Here is a 21,708-nt window from a genome sequence, read left to right as displayed (position 1 = left end):
GCGACTCCTTCAGCTTTGCGTCCTGGGTTGCAGGATGGCGTCGATCTGGGCCTGGTCGTAACCCAGCTCGGTGAACACCTGGCGCGTATGCTCGCCCAGCTCCGGCGGCGCGCGCTGAGGCTCGGGGCGCTGTCCATCGAAGCGCAAAGGCTGCGAGATCGTGTTCATCGGTGCGCGGCCCGGACGCTCCACCTGGGCGACCATGCCGCTGGCCTGGGTGTGTGGATGGGCAAGCGCGTCGCCCACGCTCAGGATGGGCGCGCACGGAATGCCGGCGCGGCCGAAACGCGCCAGCCAGGTTTCGCGCGATTCCCGCGCCAGATGCCCGGCCACTTGTTCCAGCACCAGAGCACGATGACCGACCCGATCCGCATTGGTCGTGAAACGGACATCGGCGGCCAGTTCCGGCGCATCCACTTCCCGGCAGAAAGCCTGCCACAAGGTATCGTTGGCCACCCCCAGCATGATGGGGCTATCCTGCGTCTCGAACGCCTGATAGGGGCACAGCGACTCATGGGCCGATCCCCAACGGCGTGGCTCGGTGCCCCGCTCCCAATAGCTCTGCGCCACATATGCCATGAATGCCATGGACGTATCGAACAACGACGCTTCGATGTGCGTGCCCTTGCCTGTCTGCTGCCTTTGCACGATCGCGGCGAGTATGCCGATGACGGCATGCATGCCGGTGGCCTGGTCTATGGGCGAGATCGGGCTGCGCGCCGGCATGCCCTCTTCTTCCCCGGTGATGGCCATCATGCCGCTCAAGGCTTGCAGGATCACGTCATAACCCTTGCCGGTGCGCAGAGGACCCTGGCTGCCGAAGCCGGAAATGCTGCAATACACGATCCCCGGCCGGCGCGCGGACACCGTCTGATAGTCGATTCCCAGGCGCTGGGCAACGCCAGGACCATAACTTTCCACCACCACGTCGGCCCAATCGATGAGGCGTAATGCCGCCTCCCGGCCCGCCGGTGTCTTCATGTCCAGGGTCACGCTGCGCTTGTTGCGATTGGCACTCAGGAAGACCGTGCCGTCGCCGTCGCGAAAGGGTGGCCAGCGGCGGGTGTCGTCACCTTGAGGAGGCTCCGCCTTGATGACGTCCGCCCCCATATCGCCCAGGTACTGCGTGCACAAAGGGCCGGCAAGGACTTTGGAGAAGTCCACCACCCGCACGCCTTTCAACGCGTCCATTTCTTGTCTCCACGATTCAGGCGGCGCTATATTGCGCCTTGCCTCCAGCCGGATTTACGGATGATGCAGCGTGCTCAAAAATTGACGTTGTCACGCCCTTTGCTCTGGAGCATCGCGCGCGCCTCCTCCGGCGTCGCGACTTCCAATGACAGTTCCTCGACGATGCGCCGTATCTTCGCCACCTGCTCCGCGTTCGAGGTGGCCAGTTTCCCCTTGCCGGCATACAGGCTGTCTTCCAGGCCGACACGCACATTGCCGCCCAGCAAGGCGCTCATCGTGACGAAGGACATCTGGTGTTTGCCGGCCGCGAGTACTGACAGCAGGTAGTCTTCGCCGAACAGACGATCCGCGATCAGGCGCATGTGCAGCAGATTGTCATGGTCCGCGCCTATGCCTCCCAGGATGCCGAAGATGCATTGCAGGAAGAATGGCGGCTTGACCAGGCCACGGTCGACGAAGTGGGCCAGGTTGTAAAGGTGGCCGACGTCATAGCACTCGAACTCGAAGCGTGTACCCAGGGCGGAGAGTTCGCCTATACCGCGTTCGATCTGGTTGAAAGTATTGGAAAGGATGAAGTCGCGCGTCATCTCCAGATAGGGCTTTTCCCATTCATGCTGGAAGGACTGTATGCGCTCGCCGGCGCCGGCGATATTGAAGTTCAAGGACCCCATGTTCATCGACGCCACTTCGGGCTGTGCCCATTTCGCCGGCGCCAGCCGCTCGTCCAGGGACATGCCCAGACCGCCGCCGGTAGTGATGTTGATGATGGCGTCGCTGCGCTCCTTGATGCGCGGCAGGAAGGCGGCAAACCGTTCGGGGGATTGGTCCGGTTTGCCGGTTTGCGGATCGCGCGCATGCAGATGCAGCATCGCGGCGCCGGCCTGTGCGGCCGCCAGGGCGTCATCCGCGATCTGCTCGGCCGTGATCGGCAGATAGGGCGACATGCTTGGAGTATGAATGGAACCCGTCACGGCACACGTGATGATGACTTTTTTGGCTTTCTTCATGCCTGTCTCCCGGCTGGCGTTCAAGACGCCTTTTCGATGCGTGATTACGGTAAGGACTCGTTCCGCCTCTTTCTGCTAATCAATAGGACTTGGGCAGCCCCAATACTTTCTCCGCGATGTAGCAAAGAATCAACTGCGGCGACACCGGCGCGATGCGCGGCAACATGGCTTCGCGGAAGTAGCGCTCGACGTGGTATTCCTTGGCGTAGCCCATGCCGCCGTGGGTCAGCACGGCGGTCTCGCAGGCACGAAAACCCGATTCAGCGCAAAAGAATTTCGCCGCATTGGCTTCCGCGGCGCAGGGTTTGCCCTGATCGTAAAGCCATGCCGCATTCCTGAACATCAGCTCCGACGCATGCAGCTCCACCCAGCGTTCGGCCAAGGGATGCTGCACGCCCTGATTCTTGCCGATCGGCCTGTCGAACACCACACGTTCGCCGGCGTAACGGGCGGCGCGCCGCAGCGCCGCCTGCCCCAGGCCGGTGGCCTCGGCGGCCAGTAATACCCGCTCAGGATTCAAGCCATGCAGGATGTACGAGAAGCCCTTACCTTCCTCGCCGATGCGATCTTCCTCTGGAATTTCCAGGCCATCGATGAACAGCTCGTTGCTGTCGACGGCATGGCGGCCGAGCTTTTCTATCGCACGCACCTGCACGCGGGTGCGATCCAGGTCGGTATAGAACAGGCTCAGGCCCCCGCCGGGCTCGGTCACCCGATCGATGGGTGTCGTCCGCGCCAGCAGCAGTATCTTGCTCGCCACCTGCGCCGTCGAGATCCAGATTTTCTGGCCATGCACGACGTAACGTCCGTCTTTCTTGACCGCCGTCGTGCGCAGCTTCAACGTGTTCAGGCCCGTGTTGGGCTCCGTCACCCCGAAGCAGGCCTTGTCGCGCCCTTCGATGATGGCCGGCAGCCAGCGCGCCTTCTGGGCCTCGCTGCCGTGCACCACCACCGGATGCAGGCCGAATACATTCATATGGATGGCCGAGGCGCCAGACAGGCCGGCGCCGGAGCCCGACACTGCCTGCATCATCAATGCCGCCTCCAGGATGCCCAGTCCGGCGCCGCCGTGCTCCACGGGCATGGCGACCCCCAGCCAGCCGGCATGGGCCATGGCCTTATAGAAGTCCTCCGGGAATTCCCCGCTCCTATCCCGCTCCAGCCAATAGTCGTCGCCGAAACCTTCGCACAGTTGTCCGATGGCTTGCACGATGGCCTGCTGATCTTCGCTCAGGGAGAAGTCCATACCGGTTTAGCATCCAGGAAATCAGGTGCACAAGAAGGCGGGTCCCGGCGATCGATGGCTGCCGGTGCTGGGAAGTATCAATGCGACTGGCGCAGCATCAGGGCGACGCGGCGGCACGTGGCCACCACCTGGTCGTCCTGGTTGTAAGCCTTGTGTTCGAACGTCACGATGCCGTTGTCCGGTCGCGACTTGCTGGCGCGTATTTCAAGCACGGTCGTTTCCGCCCGCAACGTGTCACCGACGAAGACAGGGCGGGGAAAGCGCACTTCGTCCCAGCCCAGATTTCCAACGGTCGTACCCAGCGTCGTATCGGTGATGCTCAGGCCCACCATCAGCCCCAGGGTGAATGCACTATTGACCAGGGGGCGGCCGAACTCCGTCGTCTTGGCGTACTCCGCATCCAGATGAATGGCGGCGGGATTGTGTGTCATGGTGGAGAACAGTACGTTGTCCGTCTCCGTCACCGTACGGCGTACGTCGTGGCGAAAATACTGGCCCACGGTGAACTGCTCGAAGTACAGCCCTGCCATGTCGGTCTCCCCGCATCGTTCGGCACTATGGTTTTCCTGAGGCGTGGAAATTAATATACATCAATATTGTATGCATACATACAATATTTTCGTGAGCCATTCGTACGATACGCCTGCCGGCCTAGCCCTGGTAGTTCAACAGGTTGCGCTTGACGATGGTCAGCAATTCGGCCAACTGGTGACGCTGCTCCGCGTCCAGGCCCTGCAGAATGGCCTCGCTTACGCGGTCGCTCTCGATCCGCATATGCGCGATCATGGCCTGGCCCTGCTCGGTCAGGAAGACCAGCTTGGCACGCCGGTCATCGGAATCCGCGCCGCGCCGCACCAATTGATTCGCTTCCAGCCGATCGATCAGCCCGCCCAGGGCGGCGCGCCCCAGATCGAGATGCTCGGCCAAGGCACTTTGAGAGACGCCATCGTGCCGCGAGAGATGGGCCATGACCCACCATTGGGAGCGCGTGACGCCATCCGCGCGCATGACTTCATCGAAGAGCTTACGCCGCAGCCGCGACACGTCGTGCATGAGAAAACCGAGACGCTGGTCCCAGTTGACTTGATCGTGTTCGGGAGAGGACGCGCGGCGCTGGCGCCTTTCGGCAGGAGCGCCGGCGCCCCGGGGGGCGGGTTTGACCATAAGGAAGACTGGGTTCATCCAAAAGAGGCTGGCGCCAGCATTCTATTATGAGTCGCACCCGGCCGCGCCGGGCGGCAGGTCAATCGACCCGGATACCGGCCTGGCGCACGATGTCGCCATTGTTCTTCACTTCGTCGACGATCAGCTTCTTGAAGTCTTCCGACGACGAACCCACCGCGGTCAGGCCGAGCAGGTCGAGCTTGTCCTTGACGGAAGGATCACCCAGCGCTTCGATGAAGTCCGCGCTCAACTTGCCGGCTATCTGCTTGTCCAGGCCGGCGGGGGCCAGCATGCCGAACCAGGCGCCGGACTGGAAGTCGAAGCCGGTTTCCTTGAAGGTCGGCGTGTCGGGCATCTGCGCAACGCGTGCCGGGCTGCCGATCGCGAGGGCCAGCACCTTGCCGCTGCGTACGTAGGGCAGCACATCCGGCAACGGCGCCACCAGCAGATTGGTCTGCTGCCCCATCAAGGCCGTGATGCCAGGCGCCGAACCCTGGAAGGGCACGTGCAGCACCTTGATGCCGGACAGCGTCTTGAGCTTCTCCAGCGCCAGATGCGCCGCGGTGCCATTGCCGATGGAGCCGGACGAAAGCTCCTTGGTCTTCGCCACGTCGACCATCTGCTGCATGGTCTTGAATTTCTCACCCGTGTTGGCGATCAGAACGTTGGGCGTGAACGTGAGCTGCGTCAGCGGCGTGAAATCCTTCAGCGTGTTGTAGGGCATCTTGTCATGCAGGCTGGGATTCACCGAGAATGCATTGGCGACGATGACCAGCGTGTAGCCATCCGCCGGGGCCTGCGCCACGATGTTGGCGCCGATGATGCTGCTGGCACCGGGACGATCTTCGATCACCACCGGCACGCCCCACTTCTTCCCCAGAACCGGCGCCATCACGCGCATCAGCACGTCGGTGGACCCGCCAGCCGGATACGGCACCACGATTCTCACCGGCTTTTCCGGGAAGCCTGCCGCATGGCTTGCCTGCGGACTCAAGATCGCCATCGCGGCTGCCGCCGCGGCCATAAAAAATTTCACCATGATTTTCCCTTGAACGTTTTATGTATCGCCGTTTGTCATCGGCTGATTCGGATCCTCCACCACATTGAAGTCGCACTGGCCGTAGCCCTGGATCAACAGGAACGACACCGTGCGCTTGTCCGCGACTTCGATGAAGTGCGGACGCTTCGCCTGGATGGAGAATGATTCGCCCGCGTGTATTTCGCGGGTCTCTGGCGGGTTGTGCTGAGTGATCCTCAGCACCCCCGCCGTTATATAGAACAAATCTTCGATTTCAGTGTGAACGTGCCAGGGACTGCGCTGGTCGCCCTGCATCGTTATCTGCGTCACCCGGTAGTTGCGCTCCTCGACCAGCCTGACGCGGCTGACGATGTCGTAGACGGCGCCAGACTGGCCTTGTTTCCGTGCGGCGTCCATGGGCTCAGACCACCGGTTCCAGATAGCCGTCCGACAGATCCACCGTGACGGTGCCGCCGTCAGGCGCGTCGGGCCAAAGATCGCGGCGATCGAATTCCACCCGGTAGGTGAACTCGGCCGCCGCCTTTTCCCAATGCCCTGCACGACCCGGGAAGGGCAGCGCGTGGCGGCCCTGGTCGATGACGGTACCGACGTGGCCGCGCACGTAGGCCGGCGCACGCACGTGGCCATCCGGCAGCTCGCGCACCTTGACGCGATCACCAGGCTGGAAACGCACGGTCTGGGGATAGTCGGCGCCCGCATGCCCAGGCCCCATCGCTACGGTCGGGGCCATGCGTACGTGGGGTTCCAGATGCTGCATGATCTCGTCTTCGGTGAGGACACCGGCGTCGAGGTGAGCGCGCGTGGCGCCGCTGAGCATGCGGTCGTAGTAGGACTTCTCCAGGTAGTACTCACGCGGCAGGCGTTCGATGGCATGGCGATAGGCGTCCATCGTGTACAAACCCTTCTTCGCTCCCAGGCGCAGCACGGCCATCAGGGTCCATTCCCAACGCTCGTCGTATTCGTAGTCCTTGTCGATGTGCGGGATGGCCGCGTAGACGGCCTTCACGCCCCCAAGGTCGTGTGTATCAGGCATGGTTCACCTCAAGACAGGATGCGGTTGACTGCCCCTCGCGCTTGACCCGGCTTACGTCCGGTTGCTCCACGCCGATCAGGCTTTTCTTGGTGATGATCGAGGCCAGCTCCGCTTCGCTCCAGCCTTCGGTTCCAGCCGGTCGGGCGGGGATCACCATATAACCCGTTTCCGCCGTGATATCCCAGACCTTGATCTCCACGTCGGCATCCAGTTCGAGACCGAACTCGCGCAACACCGCGCGGGGCTCGCGCACCAGGCGGGCACGATAGGCCAGGCTCTTGTACCAGACCGGCGGCTGGCCGATCAGCGACTTGATGGTGCAGGAGCACAAGGTGCAGACCAGCACGTTATGCACCTTGTCCGTGTTTTCCAGCGCCAGGGCATCCCAGCCGCCGAAGGGAACGGGCTGCACCACTTCGTTGGCGGCTTCCAGCGCATTCTTCAACAAGCGTTGCTTGAAAGCCGGATCGCACCAGGCCCGCGCCACCACGGCGGCGCCGTTGGCCGGCGTCCAGGTTTCGAAGCCTTCTTCCAGCGCATCCACTTCCGCTTGCGTATGCATGCCCTTGGCTATCAGCGCGTCGCGCAGGGCCAGTACTCTTTCCTTCTCGTTATTGAAGTGCACGAGACTCTCCTATCAATGTGGAATCCGTTGAATATCCTGCCCAGGCGTCGGCGCCCTGCAGGATCTCGTCATCGCTCAGCCGGCAGGTGTCGAGCGCGGCGGTGATGGCCTGTTCATCCAGTCCCTGGCCGATGAATACCAGTTCCTGGCGGCAGTCGCCTACCTCGTCCGACCAGCGGTCGCGTATGAAGGCCTGCTGATCCGCGTCCTGCGGCCACGTCCGTTCATCGATGAAGCGCCACCAGGGGCCGCTCCATTCCAGCGACATGGGCGCCGCGCCAGCCTTGGACAGCACCGCCATCTCCGTGACCCGATGCGCCAGCCACAGATAGCCCTTGACCCGCAGCAGCGCCGGGTCGCGGCCATGGTCGGCAAGGAAACGGCTGAAACGCCGCGGATGAAAAGGGATACGGCCGCGGTAGACGAAGGAGGCGATGCCGTACTCGTCCTGTTCGGAATGCGCTTCACCGCGCATCTTCGCCATCCAGCCCGGCGCCGCGGCCGCGCGTTCGATATCGAAGGCGTGGGTGTTCAGCAGCGCTTCCGGCGCCACGATGCCGCCGGACGTTACGACGATGCGCGCGGTGCTGTTCAGGCTGCGCAGCACACCGCGCAGCTCGGTCTGTTGCGCTTCGGAAATCAGGTCGCCCTTGCTGATGATGATCACGTCGGCGAACTCGACCTGGTTCACCAGCAGCTTGTGCAGGCCGATGTCGTCCGTCTCGTTACGGGCCGCCATGCGCGCCAGGAAGTCAGTGCCATCCACCACCGTCGCCAAGGTGTCCAGCCGGGCAGCGTCCGAAAGCACGTGGCCGGCTTCATCCATGAAGGTGAAGGTTTCCGCGACCGGCTGCGGTTCACCGATGCCGGTGGACTCGATCAGCAGGTAGTCGAAGCGCCCGGCGGCGGCCAGGCGCGTCACCTCGGCCAGCAGGTCCTCGCGCAAGGTGCAGCAGATACAGCCGTTGGTCATTTCGACCAGCGAGTAGTCGGTGCGCGTGACCGCGCTCGCATCCTGCACCCGGTGCGCGTCGATGTTGATGGCGCTCATGTCGTTGACGACCACCGCGATGCGCATGCCGTGCATCGCGCCCAACAAATGATTGAGCAGGGTCGTCTTGCCCGCGCCCAGGAATCCGCTCAGCACCGTGACGGGCAGGCGGCGGTCCTGGGGGGTAGCATTCACGGCCTGGTTCATGGTCTTACCTCGCCCGTCACTGCGCGGCAGTGTGCGGAATCACGCTGACGTGCGCCGCGACGATGCGCCAGCCTGTCGGCAGGCGGACCCAGGTCTGTTGTTGACGCCCTATCGTCCCGGGTTGGGTCGGACGCTCGAACAGCGTGCTGGCCGTGGCCGAGTCCGCGCCGAAAGTGGTGATCACCGTCCGGTCCAGCGTGCGGTGCAGTCCCACGGGAGAGCGGTTGCTGCGATATGCGCGGATCTCGGCTATCCCGTACAGATTCTCGGCCACGCCATAGCGTATGGTCTTGCCGTCGTGCCAGAAGAAGCTGTCGAGACCATCCAGGTCATTGGCCAGCAGCGCGGCCTCGTAGCGCTGGAAGGCGTCCTGTACTTCGGCGAGGGTTTGCGGATCGTTGATGACCATTTCCCTTACTCCTTGGATAAGGCGGGTGCGCGGCAGCCCGCGACGCCTTGCCGTTCCAGTTCACGCGCGACGCGCAGCGCCAAGTCTTCCCGCCATGGCGGGGCAATGACCTGGATGCCCAAGGGCAAGGCCGCGTCATCCAGCACGGGAACCGCCACCACCGGCAGGCCGATGAAGGAAATGGGTTGGGTGAACAGGCCCAGATTGGGCCGGACAGGCAGGGTCACGCCATCCAGCACCATGGTCTTCTGGCCAATGCGAGGCGCGCGGCACGGCGTGGCCGGCGCCAGCAGGACGTCCACCGACTCGAACAGCGTCAGGACCTGTTCCCGGAAATGCCTGCGGAAGCGCTGTGCCGACTCTACCCAGGCCGCCGGTGTGGCCAGGCCGCCGATCAGGCGATTGCGGACGGCCGGATCGAAGTCCGCGGCCCTTTCCTGCAACCGGCCCACATGTAGCGCGGCGCCCTCGGCCGCGCTGATCACGATGGCGCCGGCGCGCGCGATCTCGGCTTGCGGCAGCTCCACCATGCGGGTGACGCCTAAGGCCTGTGCGGCGCGGTCGACCGCCTCGTATGCCTCCGGCAGGCCGCCCTTGCGGAAGTAGCCGCCGGCAACCGCGATCCGCAGATCCGCGATGCCGCGATCGATATCCTGCGCCGCAGGCGAAGGCTGCCGCGGGCTTTGCACGGGGTCCCCTCGATCATGCCCCTGCATCGCGTCGTACGCGGCGGCCACGTCTGCTACCGATCGGCCGAAAGGCCCCAGGTGGTCCAAGGATGACACGAAGGGAAAACTGCCGCCGCGTGACAAGCGGGCATAGGTGGGCTTCAGTCCGAAGATGCCGCACAGGGATGACGGAACGCGGATCGATCCGTTCGTGTCCGATCCCAAGGCGATGGGAACCATGCCGGCCGCGACCGCGGTGGCGGAGCCGCCGGAAGAACCGCCGGACATATGGTCCAGTCCGTGGGGATTGCGCGAAGCGCCGTCGTGGTGGTTCTCGCCGGTGAAGTCACAGGCGTACTCGCCCATGTTCAGGCCACCAACGAGGATGGCGTGCTCTTTTTCCAGTTGTTCGATCAGGAAAGCATCGCTGGCGGCAGGCGGCAGTTCGCGGTTGATCTTGGACCCGGCACGGGTGGGAATGCCCCGGATATCGAACAGGTTCTTGGCCGCGAAGGGTACGCCTGCCAAGGCGCCCAGCTTAGCGCCACTGGCACGCTGGCGATCCACGGCTTCCGCCGCCTGCAAGGCGCGGTCGGCAGTGACGTCCGTAAAGGCATTCACCACCGGATTCAAGGTCTCGATGCGGCGCAGGGTCGCCTCGACCACGGCGCGGGCGGTGACTTCGCCACGGGCAACGGCGCCGGCGATGGCGCGCGCGGACTGCCCTTCAGGCGTTTGCAGGTCCAGGGCCGCGCTCATGGGAGGTACACCGTGGCGGGTTCGGCGCGGTCGCCAAGGTCGGCCGTCTGCAGAAGCTTGGCCGACGCGACGATGGCCCCGGCGAAATAGCGGACTTCTTCGCGCCATTCGGGCTCCACCGTCAGCCCGAACACGGCGATGGTGGTCGAGAGCAATTGATCGAGCGTCGCCGCGTCTTCCGCGATTACCTGTTTTCCCATGATTCCGTTTTCTCCGTCATACGGTGGCTGCCAGTATCGGTAGCGCTCACACCTGGGACAAGCGAGATTTCGCGAATAGACCTTTTGTCAGATACGAATCCTCTGAGGCACAATTACCGGCATACTCCTAGGGAAAACCCGCCTTTCCCTTCGTCTACCATTCGCCGGGAAGAAACACAGTGCATTACGACCTGATCGATCTGAGGACGTTTCTTGCAATCGCCGAAGAGGGCAGCCTGACGCGCGGCGCAGCCCGCGTACACCTTGCGCCCTCCTCTGCCAGCCTGCGCCTGAAGCGCCTGGAAGAGGCGCTGAACGTGCCTCTCTTCCTGCGTCAGGCACGCGGCGTGGCCCTGACGCCGGCGGGAACCGTCATGCTCGAACACGTGCGCCAATGCGTGGCGCGCCTGGAGCAGATGCACGCGGATCTCTCGCCGTACGCCCTTGGCCTGACCACGCATCTGACCCTGTTCGCCAACAACAACGTGCTCAACATTCATTTGCCGGAGGACCTGGCCCGCTTCTTCTCGGATCACCCGTCGGTGCGCATCACCCTGGAAGAGCGGCTGGGCACCGACATCATCGTGGCCGTCATCCAGGGGCGCTGCGACATCGGTGTGATCGCGGTCGACTCCGACCATCCTGACCTGGATTACCTGCCGTATCGCGAAGATCGTTTCGTGGTGATCGCGCCGCCGGACAGCCGGCTGAGCCGGCGCAGCGCCGTGCGCTTCACTGAATGCTTCGGCGAGCCATGGATCTGCCAACAGAAAGGGTCGGCGCTGCACACCTACCTGATGAACCAGGCCGCCGCGCTGGGCGGCCGGCTGGACGTACGCGTGCAGGTCTCCAGCTTCGATGCGATCGTGCGATTGGTGGCGTCGGGCGCCGGCATCAGCATCATCCCCGTGTCGGCCCTCGGCCCCCATGAACCGGGCAGCGTCGCGGTACTGGAACTGACGGAACCCTGGGCCGCGCGCCATCACCGCGTCTGCATACGCAAGGACGCCCTACCGGGCAACAAGCAGCTTGGCTATCTGGTGGATGCACTGTGCGGGACGAACAAAGCCGGGGCGTAACGCGCGGCACGCGTCATTCCACCCCATATCCATATCCAAATCCCGTCGTTCGCCATCCGTGACGTGTGTGAGAGCATGACTTCTCGCACACCGTGACGGGAGTTTTTTCTTGAAGTCCAATCCGCAACGACCGTTCAGCGCAGCATGACCACCAAGCGCCAGCTGCATCTGAACACCAATGCGTCCAACGTGGGACGTCATCCGGCGGGATGGCGCACGCTGCCGAACCCTCGTTCCGGCATCGATGTGAACTTCTATCGCGAGATCGCGCAGCTTGCGGAGCGTGAGAAGTTTGACGCGATTTTTCTTTCCGACACCTTGTCGCTGCGCAACCCCGCGGCGGGCCCTTCGCAGTCGCTGGAACCCACCGTGCTGCTCGCCGCGCTGGCCGGGGCCACCACGCACATCGGTCTTATCGGCACTGCGTCCACCACGTTCAACGATCCGTTCAACCTGGCGCGGCGCTTTGCGTCCGTCGATCACATCAGCGGCGGACGGGTCGCGTGGAACGTCGTCACCACGTATGACGCCGCCGCGGCCGCGAACTTCGGCGCCGACGCGTCACCCGACAAGGCCCAGCGCTATGCCCGCGCCAACGAATTCGTGGACGTGGTCAACAAGCTCTGGGACAGCTGGGAAGATGACGCCCTGGTCGCCGACCAGGCCACCGGACGCTACGCGGACGTGGACAAGATCCACACCATAGATCACCGCGGCAGCCACTTCTCGGTGGCCGGCCCCTTGACGGTGCCGCGCAGCCCCCAGGGCCGACCGGTGCTCGTGCAAGCGGGATCGTCGGAAGACGGCCGTGCGCTGGCCGCAAGGACCGCCGACGCCATCTTCACCGCCCAAACCACCTTGACCAGTGGTCAGGCCTTCTACGCCGACATCAAGGCGCGCGCCAGGGCCGCAGGGCGCAATCCGGATCACATCCACATCCTGCCGGGCCTGCTGCCCGTGCTGGGCGGCACCGAGGCCGAAGCGCGCGCGCACAAGGCCGAGCTGGACGCGCTGCTGGATACGAGTCGCGAAATCGCGCGCCTGGCCGGCGTGCTGGGCCTGCACGCGGAAGACCTGCATATCGATCGCCCGCTACCCTACGACCTGATCGCCAAGGTCGCGCGGTCGACCCAGTCGCAGGGTTTCGTCGACGCCACGCTGCATCAGGCCCGCGAAGGGAATCTGACCGTGCGCGAGATTCTGGATCGCAATCCTGGCGCGCATCGCATCGTCGTCGGAACACCGGAACAGGTCGCCGACGACATCGCGACCTGGTTCGCGCAGCGCGGCGCCGACGGCTTCAACCTGAACGCGGACGTCTTTCCCAGCGGCCTGGCTGCCGTGGTCGAGCATGTGGTGCCTCTACTGCAAAGGCGCGGTATCTTCCGCCGCGACTATGAAGGCAGCACCCTGCGCGAACACTTCGACCTGCCGCGCCCCGCCAGCCGTTACGCCGCCTGATTCGACGCTGCCGCGGGCGCTGGCGCCGTGCCCTGCGGCGCGGTGTCCGTGCCGTACGCAACGCTGGAGCGCTCGTCGGGCGGCGTGCCGTTCAACAGATAGCGGCCGATGGAGGCCTCGCGTTGCGCGGCGGGATTATGGGATGCCAGGACCCGCGCATTGCGCCAATGGCGGTCCAGCCGCAAGCCCTCGCTGGTGGCTGTAGCGCCGCCCACCTCGAACACCAAAGAGCAAGCCTCCAGCACCTGTTGCAGCACGATCTGCTGCGCCTGGAATACCTGGATATCGGTCGTCACATAGTCCTCAGGCCGGGCCGCAGCGGCCGCCTTGGCCTGCTGCAGCCGGTCCAGCGACGTGGCCACCGCCTGCACCAGCGTCTGCGCCGACCAGGCAAGGCTGGAGATGCGGCCGATGACCCGTTGCACCAGCGGATTGTTGCGCGGCTCCGAATGGCCAGGCACGCCGAATGTCCGGGTCTTGCGCTGCACGTAGGCAATGCCGTCTTCCTGGACCGCCGCGGCGATGCCCGCCAGTGTCGCCAGGTGCACGGTCTGCACGAAGGCGGCCTGCAACGTCGTTCCGCTACGCGTGCGCGCGGCATGGTAGCGAGAGATGATGCCCTCTTCCGGAACATGAACGTTGTCGAAGCGGGTAGTGCCGCTGCCGGTCATGCGCTGGCCGAACCCGTCCCAGTCGTCGATCCGCGTCACGCCGGCGGCATCGGTGCGCACCATCACGTACACGTCAGACTGATCGTCATGGGCCGCCACGTTGACCCACTCCGCGTAGAGCGTGCCGGTGCTGTAGAACTTCTCGCCATTCAGCCGATAGCCGCTACCGGACGGATCCGGCGTCAGCAGCACGGTATTTTCGGTGGACCCCCTGCGTTCGGACACCGCGGAGCCCACGGTTTCGCCCGCCGCCAGCCGCGGCAGCCAGTACTGACGCAGGGCTTCATCACCCTCCAGCCGGGTTTCGACAAACCTGAAGTGCGCACGCAGGATCTGCGGCAGGTTCGAGTCGGCACGCGCCAGCCGGGTCAACTGCCGGAAAACCTGAGGCAGGCTGGCGCCGCCGCCGCCGTATTCCTGCGGGATACGCAAAGAGGTGAAACCGGACTCCTTGAGCCAGCGCACGGCCTCGTGGGGAAGCTCGCGCTTCTGTTCACGCTGGGCCGCGCCTTGGGCGATACGTTCGAAGATATCCGCATAGCGCGCGTCGAGTTCGACGTCGCTGGGTTGCTGCTTGACGGTCACTGATTGCTCCATCGCTAGGGAAGACCCCGGGACGGCTGGCGCCCGGGGCAACCTGTGAGTCTAGATACCGATGGAGAGATTGGGCAGATTGAGTTCTTATTTGATTATGCGGAAATCGCCGATCATTTCAGCGCGCGCCAGGATCGCCCCGCGCGGAAAGACCGCTCCAGCGCCGCGGCAAGCAGGCAGATCTTCAAGGTCTGGGGCAGGATGCCATCGCCGGGAAAGCTCGGCGAGCCCAGCAGAATGGATACCTGATCGGCCAACGTCGACCACACCACGAGCGGGCGCGGTCCGATCAGTTCGGTCACGCCGACCCAGGCCCAGGCGGAGACCCAATCCACCGCCCGGTACAGGACAACCAGCAGGGCCAGCGGCGCGATACCGGTCGCGATCACCAGATAGACGCTATTGGCCGCCGCGCGGTACCGCGATACCGACCCGGCCCAGAAATGCCCCACAAAATTGCGCATCCACTTCGGCAGGGCCTGCCAGCGTCCCATCACGCTATTGGCCCTGCGTGACCAGGCGCCGGATTCGCCGAACTCTTTCGTATGCACGTCATAGCGATAGATCAAGGCGGCAAACGCCAGCCAGACGACGGGCAGCAAAGCGGAAAAAAACAGCCGGCTCAGCGTGTCCCGTAACGTGGGCGGCGTGTTCTCGACCGGGATCGGCATGGCGGCGTAAGCCGTCCCGACCGGATCGACCGCCATGCTGATCGAGCGCCACAGGTCACTGATGGAGTGCCCCGCGAGCCACCGGAAGATTCCGCCCCGCCACTCGGTGATGACATAGAGGCCGACGAAGGTCCAGCCTGCATCGCACAGCACGATCAGCACGTTGAAAATCGGATGCTGGCTGCGTTGCTTGAGCGCCTTGGCAGTACGCCGGATGACCCACAGCAGCAGCACCGACGCAAACAGTCCCCAACCACCGGACACCGTGAACAATGAACCGCTATACGTTTCGTCGAAGGGATTGAACTGGACCAGTCCCTCGCGCGCATATTGGCGGATGGTATCGCTCAGAAATCCCCAAGCCGCGTAATAGACGAAAAACGGCACGAGGGCCTGCGAGACCACGCCAGGAAGCTTGCGCCACCTGGTGTCGGCCTGACTGGCGTCGTCGTCGCCGAGCGCCGCCCGCGATGCTTGTGCGATCGCCGGCAGCGCCGGCCGCAGCGTCTCGAACATCATCACGATGATGACCAGCTTCACCAGCACGACCAGGGTCAAAGAAAGCAGGCCGGCGAGGCGGTTGTGATAACCGAGCCAGACGGCGCCCTGGACGAACAACACATTGAGCAAGGTGCCCGCCAGGGCGAGCGCGAGCAATTGGGGCAGGAATCTGAACCACAGTCCAAAACTGTGAGGAATCAGGCCCAGCGGCCCGGCGCGGGTGTATCGGTCGCTCATTGTTCAGGGCTCGCGGGAAAACGCAGATAGGCCGGTCGTCCGTCCATGGTGCTCAGGGTGACGCGCAAGTCCGGGATCGCCTGGCGCGGCACCAGGTAATAGGCGTCGATGACTACCTTGCTTCCTGGTTCGGCTTGCGTGACGGCGAGGCCTTTGCAGCTGGTCCCTTCTGGTTCGCCAGGCCGGGCCAGGGTGCGCTGCACCAGCCGCGGCACCTGTTCGATTTCGGTCCAGACTCGGCCGGAGGAATCGATGACGCGCAGCTTGCAGTCCAGCCACTGGGTACCCTGGCGCGCGGGGTCGACAAGCATCCGCGCCCGCAGGAACGTACGGTCTTCCGGCAGCCCGGGTTCAAGGGGAATCGCGCGCAGGCCGGCAAATTCGATGTGCGCATCGTTATAGTCGGCCGTCTGGCCGGCGGGCACATCGATCATCTTCAATTCAAGCGCACGGCGCACCTCTTGAAGGTCACGCCAGCCCACCGCCGCCATGGTGCAAGGCGCCAGCACCAGCACGGCGAGGACCGCGCGCCAGCGCGTCCGCCGCGCCGGCAAGACGGGATGAGGCACGGACTCAGAACTGGCCATGCATTTCATCCAGATCCAGCGTCGGAACGGGCCGCGGCAGCGGGCTTGCCGGGTAAGGGATGCGCGCTTGCGCGGTCAGTCGCGGGTATCTGTCTTCCGACAGCAGCAGGGTTCCGCCGGGCGGCGCGCCGGATGGCAGCTCAAACACCAGCAGGTCGCGCCGCTGCAAGCCGGGCTGTAGGGTCTTGACCGGCGACATCACCACGTCCGCCCCGGTGACACGGCTGCTGGCCGTGTATTGACGTCCATCGGAGGTCTCCCATATCGCGCCCTGCACGCGCGCCGTCATGCGTTCAGCCTGGGAGCGCAGCGGAATCACCAGCCACAGCCCGCCGCTGTCACGCGTCTCGACTTTGCCGTTGGCCCGAAAGCGCAGCGTGCCGGCAAGACGCGGGCTGCCGGCTTCGACGACGAGATTGCCTGCATGCACGGCCGCTGCCGGGGCGCCCTCGATACCGATAGGGCCTGTGATGCGTACATAGCTTGGCGTGGTCGCGCGCATCGCCGCGAGCGCGGCAAACATAAGCACGAGGAAAACGAGTCCGGCCAGACTTCTCATGTGGGATTGACGCCCTGCCTGGGTGTGACGGGCAGGTCGACGACGCCGACCTGCCGCGGATCGGACCAAAGCGGTTGCGCGTAAAGGTTGTCGGCCGCCTTGTAGCGCATGGCTTCGACCGTGAAGCGCACGGTTGCCGGCACCGTTTGATTGGCAGGCAAGGTCCACACCAAAGCCATCTCTTCCGGCAACGCCGGTTGCAGGTCGGCCAGGACCACATGGTCGCGCAAGAGATATGCGGTGGGCCTGGCATCCACGCCCTGGATGGGCGTGTCGAGCTTGACGGCCTGCATGAAGGCGTTGCTGGTCGCGGCGGTCCGGTTGGTCGCCTGAAGGTACAGCACGATCACTTGCCGGCCGGCCATGTAGGCGCGGCTGGCGCCAGGCATCCGGTCACTGACGTCGACCCGATCCAGGCGCACTGTCCACTGGCCCGCTTCGATGGCTTGCCCCACGGGCAACACGGGCCGCACGGGCGCCGTGCGGGTCTCGAACAATCCTATGCCCCAGCTCACGGCGATGGCGGCGATACCGCCGATGCCTGCCGTGAGACGCGAGGACCACTGACTGAAGGAAAACCAGCCCGGCATGCTTGCGCTCCGTGCTACTGCACCTTCACGCGAACTGCGGCACCGGGACGCGGCTCGAACGCGGGTACCGTGTGGTTCTTCACGACCTCGCCCTTGGCGTTCCACACCAGCGTTTCAGTGGGGAAGGTTTCGTCACGCGTCATCTTGTCGATCTGCGCGGCGACGGCCTTGCCGGCGCCCTCCACTTCCGGGTTCCAGGTGTACACGCCCCATTGGCCATACCAGACCGCGGGCGCGTCGGCATCCAGGCGACGGTCGGGGCACATCACCAAACCCTTGTCCAGCAAGACGCGCAGGCCGCCCACGGGCACCAGCTTGACGGTCGGCGTAGTGCGGTCCTTGCTGTGGCCGGGGCACACGTTCGCGCTACGCGCGACGGTGGTCTCGACAACCTGGGCGTCGGACTGGGCGTAAGCGGTGGATGCGGCGCACAGAGCGAATACGGCGGCAGTGCAGGCGAACGTGCTACGACGGGTCATGCGAGGGCCTCCTCGTCCGGGATCGGACACTGGTGTTGGTGAACGGACCGGCCACGCCTTTAGCGCGCCGGCGATCATGCGCAAAGAGCGGCATGATTTTGCGTGCGCCGATCGTAGCAGCGAGAAAGTTGCGCCGACGGTTACAGGTGCGACGGGGAGAATCCGCGCAACCGGGGCATATTCAAATCATCCCGGGTGTTTTCAAGAACCGAGCGCAAGCAGCTTAAGTTACTATCTGTTTCTAATTCGGAGACAACGATGCGCTGGGCTTTCCTGTTAATCGTCGCGTGTTTTTCTTCACTCTCGTACGCCGCGAATTACCCTTGCTCCGGCAGCAAGGGGGGCGTCGATCATTGCCTGGGCGAAAAGTTTCTGTGCAATGACGGCTCCATCAGTGCGTCTAAGCGCATCTGCACCGGCCCCGGCGCCAACGTGGCGTCTTCAGCGCCGAAGACACCTGTGCCCGGCACGCAGGAAACCTGTACATGCCGCAGCGGCCAATATTGCACCGGCCCGCGCGGCGGGACGTTCTGTTACGCCGACAGCGGCAAGAAGTCGTACTTGAAGAAATGACTTGCAGGCACGCATAGTGAGAAAGGCCTCCCATGAAGGAGGCCTTTCGCGTTCGTGCCAGCGGGGATTTACCCCGACGATCCACCTATTCCACGGTCAGGGTCTTGTATCGCACGGTGAACTTCGCCGAGGCGCTTGTTCGCTCGACGGTGACAGCCATGCCGTAAGCCCGTAAGAAGACCGCTTTCTCCTTACTCACTTCCACGCCGTTTTCGTTGAACGACGTACATAGGACGTCGATCGCATCGCCCGGTATATGCGGCATGAACCGAAATGCCGGGTAGTTTTCGCCACTGACGCAGGTGAACTTGCGATGCATCTGCAAAGCGGAGCCGAAGTAGAGCGTCGACTCCCATTCGAAGGTGAACGAGCCATGCTCGGGGACATCGCGCACGCCGCCTGGCCACGCATTTATTTCCCGGGCTCGGTCAAGGCTGGGACGCCTTAGCGTCGCCGACAGCCCGGATTGCCGCATGAATGGAACCAGTCCACGATACGTAAGGTCGAGACTGAACAGATACGGCAGCCCGTTGCGCGTTTGATGCGAAATACCGCGTACCAAACCATCGTTCTGATCGTTGATGTAGGTGCTCTCAAGGTCGCTGGATGTTGCGGTGCCATCAGCGGCTTCGCTACGAACACTGCCGGATACCTTCAGGGTCTTGAATCCCAGCGGCTCGGTGCCCGCTTGAGGTAGCTTCTCCCTTACTGAACGAGAAAACTCGTCAACCTTCATGTGCTCGTTCGAATATTTAACCGGGTCGGTAGCGATTTCCTTGGCTCGGTCTTGAAACTGCGGAATAACCCCACAACCCGTTAACACCACCGTACAACTCAACACTCCGATCCATACGCGTGCAGCCACCACCTCGCCTCCGTCAATAAATCAAAATATAACCAATATTACCAAATGTTTAAAATGAGCAGAAAGTGGAGGGAAGGCTAGCCCGTGAAGAATCCGGATAGAGCATCAACCGAACTTCGTGCCGTAGGATCCAGGCCAGCCGGGCTCGGACGGACCCTCAGTTCGCTGGTGTCCCGGGTTTCCAGAGCTTTACCTTGGCGTGCTTTTCATACCCCTTGCCCTTGGGATAACTGACCAATTCCATCTCTGATCCCCATGGCGAACGGAAATGAACCCAGGTTTCACCCTCGGTGTCACCGGACGGCATGGTGATGGGTTCGCCAAGGACCGTGATGCCCTGAGACTTCAGATAAGTCACCCCGCCCTTGATGTCGTCCGTGTAGAAGGCTATGTGCGATGCACCGATGTCCTCCGCCTTGGGCATGTCCATGTTGCCCTTCGAATTCCTGTATTCGAACAGCTCGATGTTGGAGCCAGTGCCGCAGCGGAGCATGGCCAGGGAAACACTGTCCGCCCGAGGCGCGAACTTGGCGTCCGCGCCCGCGCCGCTGGCATTCAGTTTGAAAGGTCCGATATGTGTGACCGGAACGCAGCCGAAGGTCTTGGAAAAGAAGTCCTCCGCCTGCTTGAGATCCGGCACATTGATGCCTACGTGGTCTACACCGACCGCCCGGACGCCGGCGGCATGAGAGGGAGCGGCAGTGAAAGCGGCCAAGGCAGTGACCAGGGTAGCGACGAATTTCATGGTGAATGCCTTCTGCTTATTTCTTGTCAATGAAAACGCGGGCGCTGGCGAGTTTGCCGTCCTCGATGGTGAAGATGTCCTCGCCGCGGACCAAGTTGGGATTGTCTTGCGGGCCATAGCCCCAGGTTACGCGGCCGACACCGTGGTTCCACGAAATGGGCTCCGGGGTAAAGACGAAGCCGGCGTGTTCGCCCTGGACCCGCTTCAGCAGCTTCGCCACTTCTTCATAGCCAGTGGCCATGCCTTGGTAATCGGCAACGAAGAAATTCGCGGTGTAGACCTGAGGAAATTTGGACGCCCAGTTGGCGGCATTGCTGTCGTTCCAGATGTCGAAATGCAGGTCGATCAGGCGCTGCGCGGCAGCGATATCTTGAGGGGTGGTTTTCATTTCAGTCAGTCCTTGAGAGTGAGCGGCGGTAAACGCACTGAGCACGAACACCAAGAGCGTTCGCCGGATTAGCCGTTTCATTGATTTCCCGTATTGAATTGCGCGGCACGGATGAACTGTAGAAGTTCTTCTTTAATGAAAAAATACCGAAAAATTTAAATCACTATCCATCCATATGGATAATTAATTTTCTTTTCTCGCTCTCACCTGAAACTCGTAGAATCGCGCCGTGACCCGCGCCGTCCCATGCGCGGCAATGAATCCAGGCATCACGGAGAGCCGCTTGAACGCCTACGCCGTCGAAGAATCCGGACTCCCGGAAAACGTGCTACGAATAGAGCGGCACAGCCGCGCCTGGAACGGCGTGACGGTCGAAGACATACATGAATACGCACAGGGTCGCGTGCTGCATTCGCTGCTTTATGAAAACGAAACCCGGCTTACCGTGAACCTTGACGAGGTCGGCGGCCAGACCGAGCCGCGGCTCAGGCAGAACAAATCCTGCGGGCTCGACCACAAACCGAATCACATGGCCATCATCCCCAGGGGTATGCACCTGTGGGGGTATGCCAGCGACCTGCGTTACTGCAGATACGGCATTCTGCTGTTCGACCTGGAAGCGCTACGGGAAAGGCTGGGAGAAGATATCGACACTCGCCCCTTCGACGCGCCCCGCCTCCGCTTTACCGATGAACGGATTCTCACCCTGGTTCGAATGCTGATAGCCATTCCGCAAGGCGACGCGTCGTCCGGTTTGCTTGGGGATAGTTTGACGGCGGCTGTCTTCGCCCTGCTTTCCTCGGGACGACAGACACCCCCGCGTGCGGGCCAGCTGGCACCATGGCAATTGCGCCGCGTTCAGGACTACATGCGCGCACACCTTCCGCGCAAAATGGCGTTGGGCGAACTCGCGGCCATGGTCGGCCAATCGCAATGGCATTTCTGCAGAGCATTCAAGGCGACGACCGGCCAGTCGCCCTATCAGTGGCAGCTGCAAGAAAGACTCAATCTGGTGCGCGCGCATCTGCTTCACTCCGACGCAAAGCTGGAAGTTATCGCCGAAGCAACAGGCTTCGCGGATGCCGCGCACCTCAGCCGGACCTTCCGACGTCATGCAGGCCAAAGTCCGTCCGTCTGGCGTGGCGCGCGCAAGTGAATCGATCCCTTTC

Annotated in this window: 26 protein-coding genes; 4 read left to right on the top strand and 22 right to left on the bottom strand. The window is 63.3% G+C overall.

Annotated features, from left to right (window positions below; all coding sequences use genetic code 11):
* Positions 1-9: 9 nt before the first annotated feature.
* The 13 genes from ASB57_RS26700 to ASB57_RS26640 form a co-directional block, all read right to left on the bottom strand.
* Positions 10-1,191: a CaiB/BaiF CoA-transferase family protein gene (locus ASB57_RS26700; RefSeq protein ID WP_057654915.1), complete on the bottom strand. Its 1,182-nt coding sequence runs from the start codon at positions 1,189-1,191 to the stop codon at positions 10-12.
* Between the two features lie 74 nt (positions 1,192-1,265).
* Positions 1,266-2,198 carry a 3-keto-5-aminohexanoate cleavage protein gene (locus ASB57_RS26695; RefSeq protein ID WP_057654914.1) on the bottom strand — a complete coding sequence of 311 codons (933 nt, stop codon included), beginning with the start codon at positions 2,196-2,198 and terminating at the stop codon, positions 1,266-1,268.
* Between the two features lie 79 nt (positions 2,199-2,277).
* Positions 2,278-3,444: an acyl-CoA dehydrogenase family protein gene (locus ASB57_RS26690; protein ID WP_057654913.1), complete on the bottom strand. Its 1,167-nt coding sequence runs from the start codon at positions 3,442-3,444 to the stop codon at positions 2,278-2,280.
* Between the two features lie 77 nt (positions 3,445-3,521).
* Positions 3,522-3,974: a MaoC family dehydratase gene (locus ASB57_RS26685; RefSeq protein WP_057654912.1), complete on the bottom strand. Its 453-nt coding sequence runs from the start codon at positions 3,972-3,974 to the stop codon at positions 3,522-3,524.
* Positions 3,975-4,095: 121 nt separating this feature from the next.
* Positions 4,096-4,608 carry a MarR family winged helix-turn-helix transcriptional regulator gene (locus ASB57_RS26680; protein ID WP_057654911.1) on the bottom strand — a complete coding sequence of 171 codons (513 nt, stop codon included), beginning with the start codon at positions 4,606-4,608 and terminating at the stop codon, positions 4,096-4,098.
* Positions 4,609-4,687: 79 nt separating this feature from the next.
* On the bottom strand, positions 4,688-5,647 hold the full coding sequence (locus ASB57_RS26675; RefSeq protein WP_057654910.1) for a tripartite tricarboxylate transporter substrate binding protein: 960 nt from the start codon (positions 5,645-5,647) through the stop codon (positions 4,688-4,690).
* Positions 5,648-5,665: 18 nt separating this feature from the next.
* Positions 5,666-6,043, bottom strand: a complete 378-nt coding sequence (locus tag ASB57_RS26670; protein WP_057654909.1) for a cupin domain-containing protein — start codon at positions 6,041-6,043, stop codon at positions 5,666-5,668.
* A 4-nt stretch (positions 6,044-6,047) separates the two neighbouring features.
* Positions 6,048-6,680 carry an SH3-like domain-containing protein gene (locus ASB57_RS26665; RefSeq protein WP_057654908.1) on the bottom strand — a complete coding sequence of 211 codons (633 nt, stop codon included), beginning with the start codon at positions 6,678-6,680 and terminating at the stop codon, positions 6,048-6,050.
* Positions 6,673-7,305, bottom strand: coding sequence for a nitrile hydratase subunit alpha (locus ASB57_RS26660; RefSeq protein WP_197424839.1), 633 nt, complete (start codon positions 7,303-7,305; stop codon positions 6,673-6,675). Before ASB57_RS26660 ends, ASB57_RS26665 begins: the two co-directional genes overlap by 8 nt.
* Positions 7,292-8,491: a GTP-binding protein gene (locus tag ASB57_RS26655; protein ID WP_231755265.1), complete on the bottom strand. Its 1,200-nt coding sequence runs from the start codon at positions 8,489-8,491 to the stop codon at positions 7,292-7,294. Before ASB57_RS26655 ends, ASB57_RS26660 begins: the two co-directional genes overlap by 14 nt.
* Before the next feature lie 28 nt (positions 8,492-8,519).
* On the bottom strand, positions 8,520-8,912 hold the full coding sequence (hpxZ, locus tag ASB57_RS26650; RefSeq protein ID WP_057654906.1) for an oxalurate catabolism protein HpxZ: 393 nt from the start codon (positions 8,910-8,912) through the stop codon (positions 8,520-8,522).
* A gap of 5 nt (positions 8,913-8,917) precedes the next feature.
* The gene (locus ASB57_RS26645; protein ID WP_057654905.1) at positions 8,918-10,339 is read right to left on the bottom strand and encodes an AtzE family amidohydrolase; all 1,422 of its coding nucleotides are present in this window, start codon (positions 10,337-10,339) and stop codon (positions 8,918-8,920) included.
* Complete coding sequence (locus tag ASB57_RS26640) at positions 10,336-10,539, bottom strand: AtzG-like protein (protein ID WP_057654904.1); 204 nt, start codon at positions 10,537-10,539, stop codon at positions 10,336-10,338. The genes ASB57_RS26645 and ASB57_RS26640 overlap by 4 nt, the downstream gene beginning before the upstream one ends.
* 179 nt (positions 10,540-10,718) lie before the next feature.
* On the opposite strand from ASB57_RS26640, the gene ASB57_RS26635 reads away from it, so the two are divergent.
* Together ASB57_RS26635 and ASB57_RS26630 are read left to right on the top strand one after the other, a co-directional pair.
* Positions 10,719-11,618 (top strand): LysR family transcriptional regulator, encoded by a 900-nt coding sequence (locus ASB57_RS26635; protein ID WP_057654903.1) that lies wholly within the window; start codon positions 10,719-10,721, stop codon positions 11,616-11,618.
* A 144-nt stretch (positions 11,619-11,762) separates the two neighbouring features.
* The gene (locus tag ASB57_RS26630; protein ID WP_057654902.1) at positions 11,763-13,079 is read left to right on the top strand and encodes an LLM class flavin-dependent oxidoreductase; all 1,317 of its coding nucleotides are present in this window, start codon (positions 11,763-11,765) and stop codon (positions 13,077-13,079) included.
* On the opposite strand, the gene ASB57_RS26625 is transcribed toward ASB57_RS26630, so the two are convergent.
* From ASB57_RS26625 to ASB57_RS26600, 6 genes are all read right to left on the bottom strand, one after another.
* On the bottom strand, positions 13,067-14,347 hold the full coding sequence (locus tag ASB57_RS26625; protein ID WP_082621853.1) for an acyl-CoA dehydrogenase family protein: 1,281 nt from the start codon (positions 14,345-14,347) through the stop codon (positions 13,067-13,069). The genes ASB57_RS26630 and ASB57_RS26625 overlap by 13 nt on opposite strands.
* A 110-nt stretch (positions 14,348-14,457) precedes the next feature.
* Positions 14,458-15,672, bottom strand: coding sequence for a hypothetical protein (locus ASB57_RS26620; protein WP_197424837.1), 1,215 nt, complete (start codon positions 15,670-15,672; stop codon positions 14,458-14,460).
* Between the two features lie 77 nt (positions 15,673-15,749).
* The gene (locus ASB57_RS26615; protein ID WP_057654900.1) at positions 15,750-16,340 is read right to left on the bottom strand and encodes a hypothetical protein; all 591 of its coding nucleotides are present in this window, start codon (positions 16,338-16,340) and stop codon (positions 15,750-15,752) included.
* On the bottom strand, positions 16,327-16,899 hold the full coding sequence (locus tag ASB57_RS26610) for a hypothetical protein (protein ID WP_057654899.1): 573 nt from the start codon (positions 16,897-16,899) through the stop codon (positions 16,327-16,329). Before ASB57_RS26610 ends, ASB57_RS26615 begins: the two co-directional genes overlap by 14 nt.
* A complete protein-coding gene (locus ASB57_RS26605) occupies positions 16,896-17,489 on the bottom strand; it encodes a hypothetical protein (protein WP_057654898.1) in 594 nt (197 codons plus the stop codon). The genes ASB57_RS26610 and ASB57_RS26605 overlap by 4 nt, the downstream gene beginning before the upstream one ends.
* A gap of 14 nt (positions 17,490-17,503) precedes the next feature.
* The gene (locus tag ASB57_RS26600; protein WP_057654897.1) at positions 17,504-17,968 is read right to left on the bottom strand and encodes a hypothetical protein; all 465 of its coding nucleotides are present in this window, start codon (positions 17,966-17,968) and stop codon (positions 17,504-17,506) included.
* A 258-nt stretch (positions 17,969-18,226) separates the two neighbouring features.
* Here ASB57_RS26600 and ASB57_RS26595 point away from each other — a divergent pair, with 258 nt between their 5' ends.
* Positions 18,227-18,541, top strand: coding sequence for a hypothetical protein (locus ASB57_RS26595; protein ID WP_057654896.1), 315 nt, complete (start codon positions 18,227-18,229; stop codon positions 18,539-18,541).
* An 85-nt stretch (positions 18,542-18,626) separates the two neighbouring features.
* On the opposite strand, the gene ASB57_RS26590 is transcribed toward ASB57_RS26595, so the two are convergent.
* The 3 genes from ASB57_RS26590 to ASB57_RS26580 form a co-directional block, all read right to left on the bottom strand.
* A complete protein-coding gene (locus ASB57_RS26590) occupies positions 18,627-19,406 on the bottom strand; it encodes a hypothetical protein (RefSeq protein WP_156414277.1) in 780 nt (259 codons plus the stop codon).
* Between the two features lie 157 nt (positions 19,407-19,563).
* Entirely contained in the window at positions 19,564-20,151 is a 588-nt protein-coding gene (locus tag ASB57_RS26585; RefSeq protein WP_057654894.1) for a VOC family protein, read from the bottom strand.
* A 16-nt stretch (positions 20,152-20,167) separates the two neighbouring features.
* Positions 20,168-20,539 carry a hypothetical protein gene (locus ASB57_RS26580; RefSeq protein WP_057654893.1) on the bottom strand — a complete coding sequence of 124 codons (372 nt, stop codon included), beginning with the start codon at positions 20,537-20,539 and terminating at the stop codon, positions 20,168-20,170.
* A 283-nt stretch (positions 20,540-20,822) separates the two neighbouring features.
* Here ASB57_RS26580 and ASB57_RS26575 point away from each other — a divergent pair, with 283 nt between their 5' ends.
* Positions 20,823-21,695 (top strand): AraC family transcriptional regulator, encoded by an 873-nt coding sequence (locus tag ASB57_RS26575; RefSeq protein ID WP_197424836.1) that lies wholly within the window; start codon positions 20,823-20,825, stop codon positions 21,693-21,695.
* Positions 21,696-21,708: the final 13 nt, after the last annotated feature.

Source organism: Bordetella sp. N, from assembly GCF_001433395.1.
In the GTDB taxonomy this organism is placed as follows: Bacteria; Pseudomonadota; Gammaproteobacteria; order Burkholderiales; family Burkholderiaceae_B; genus Bordetella_C.
The sequence above is the reverse complement of the archived record's forward strand: the minus strand, read 5'-3'. Positions and strand labels throughout refer to the sequence as shown.

Bases quoted from the DNA above. Each gene is read 5' to 3' on its own strand.
- ASB57_RS26670 (WP_057654909.1), bottom strand. From the start codon at position 6,043: ATGGACGCCGCACGGAAACAAGGCCAGTCTGGCGCCGTCTACGACATC.
- ASB57_RS26580 (WP_057654893.1), bottom strand. From the start codon at position 20,539: ATGAAAACCACCCCTCAAGATATCGCTGCCGCGCAGCGCCTGATCGAC.
- ASB57_RS26625 (WP_082621853.1), bottom strand. From the start codon at position 14,347: ATGGAGCAATCAGTGACCGTCAAGCAGCAACCCAGCGACGTCGAACTC.
- ASB57_RS26675 (WP_057654910.1), bottom strand. From the start codon at position 5,647: ATGGTGAAATTTTTTATGGCCGCGGCGGCAGCCGCGATGGCGATCTTG.
- ASB57_RS26615 (WP_057654900.1), bottom strand. From the start codon at position 16,340: ATGGCCAGTTCTGAGTCCGTGCCTCATCCCGTCTTGCCGGCGCGGCGG.
- hpxZ (WP_057654906.1), bottom strand. From the start codon at position 8,912: ATGGTCATCAACGATCCGCAAACCCTCGCCGAAGTACAGGACGCCTTC.
- ASB57_RS26680 (WP_057654911.1), bottom strand. From the start codon at position 4,608: ATGGTCAAACCCGCCCCCCGGGGCGCCGGCGCTCCTGCCGAAAGGCGC.
- ASB57_RS26690 (WP_057654913.1), bottom strand. From the start codon at position 3,444: ATGGACTTCTCCCTGAGCGAAGATCAGCAGGCCATCGTGCAAGCCATC.
- ASB57_RS26645 (WP_057654905.1), bottom strand. From the start codon at position 10,339: ATGAGCGCGGCCCTGGACCTGCAAACGCCTGAAGGGCAGTCCGCGCGC.
- ASB57_RS26595 (WP_057654896.1), top strand. From the start codon at position 18,227: ATGCGCTGGGCTTTCCTGTTAATCGTCGCGTGTTTTTCTTCACTCTCG.
- ASB57_RS26585 (WP_057654894.1), bottom strand. From the start codon at position 20,151: ATGAAATTCGTCGCTACCCTGGTCACTGCCTTGGCCGCTTTCACTGCC.
- ASB57_RS26605 (WP_057654898.1), bottom strand. From the start codon at position 17,489: ATGCCGGGCTGGTTTTCCTTCAGTCAGTGGTCCTCGCGTCTCACGGCA.
- ASB57_RS26700 (WP_057654915.1), bottom strand. From the start codon at position 1,191: ATGGACGCGTTGAAAGGCGTGCGGGTGGTGGACTTCTCCAAAGTCCTT.
- ASB57_RS26685 (WP_057654912.1), bottom strand. From the start codon at position 3,974: ATGGCAGGGCTGTACTTCGAGCAGTTCACCGTGGGCCAGTATTTTCGC.
- ASB57_RS26640 (WP_057654904.1), bottom strand. From the start codon at position 10,539: ATGGGAAAACAGGTAATCGCGGAAGACGCGGCGACGCTCGATCAATTG.
- ASB57_RS26610 (WP_057654899.1), bottom strand. From the start codon at position 16,899: ATGAGAAGTCTGGCCGGACTCGTTTTCCTCGTGCTTATGTTTGCCGCG.
- ASB57_RS26665 (WP_057654908.1), bottom strand. From the start codon at position 6,680: ATGCCTGATACACACGACCTTGGGGGCGTGAAGGCCGTCTACGCGGCC.
- ASB57_RS26600 (WP_057654897.1), bottom strand. From the start codon at position 17,968: ATGACCCGTCGTAGCACGTTCGCCTGCACTGCCGCCGTATTCGCTCTG.
- ASB57_RS26630 (WP_057654902.1), top strand. From the start codon at position 11,763: ATGACCACCAAGCGCCAGCTGCATCTGAACACCAATGCGTCCAACGTG.
- ASB57_RS26695 (WP_057654914.1), bottom strand. From the start codon at position 2,198: ATGAAGAAAGCCAAAAAAGTCATCATCACGTGTGCCGTGACGGGTTCC.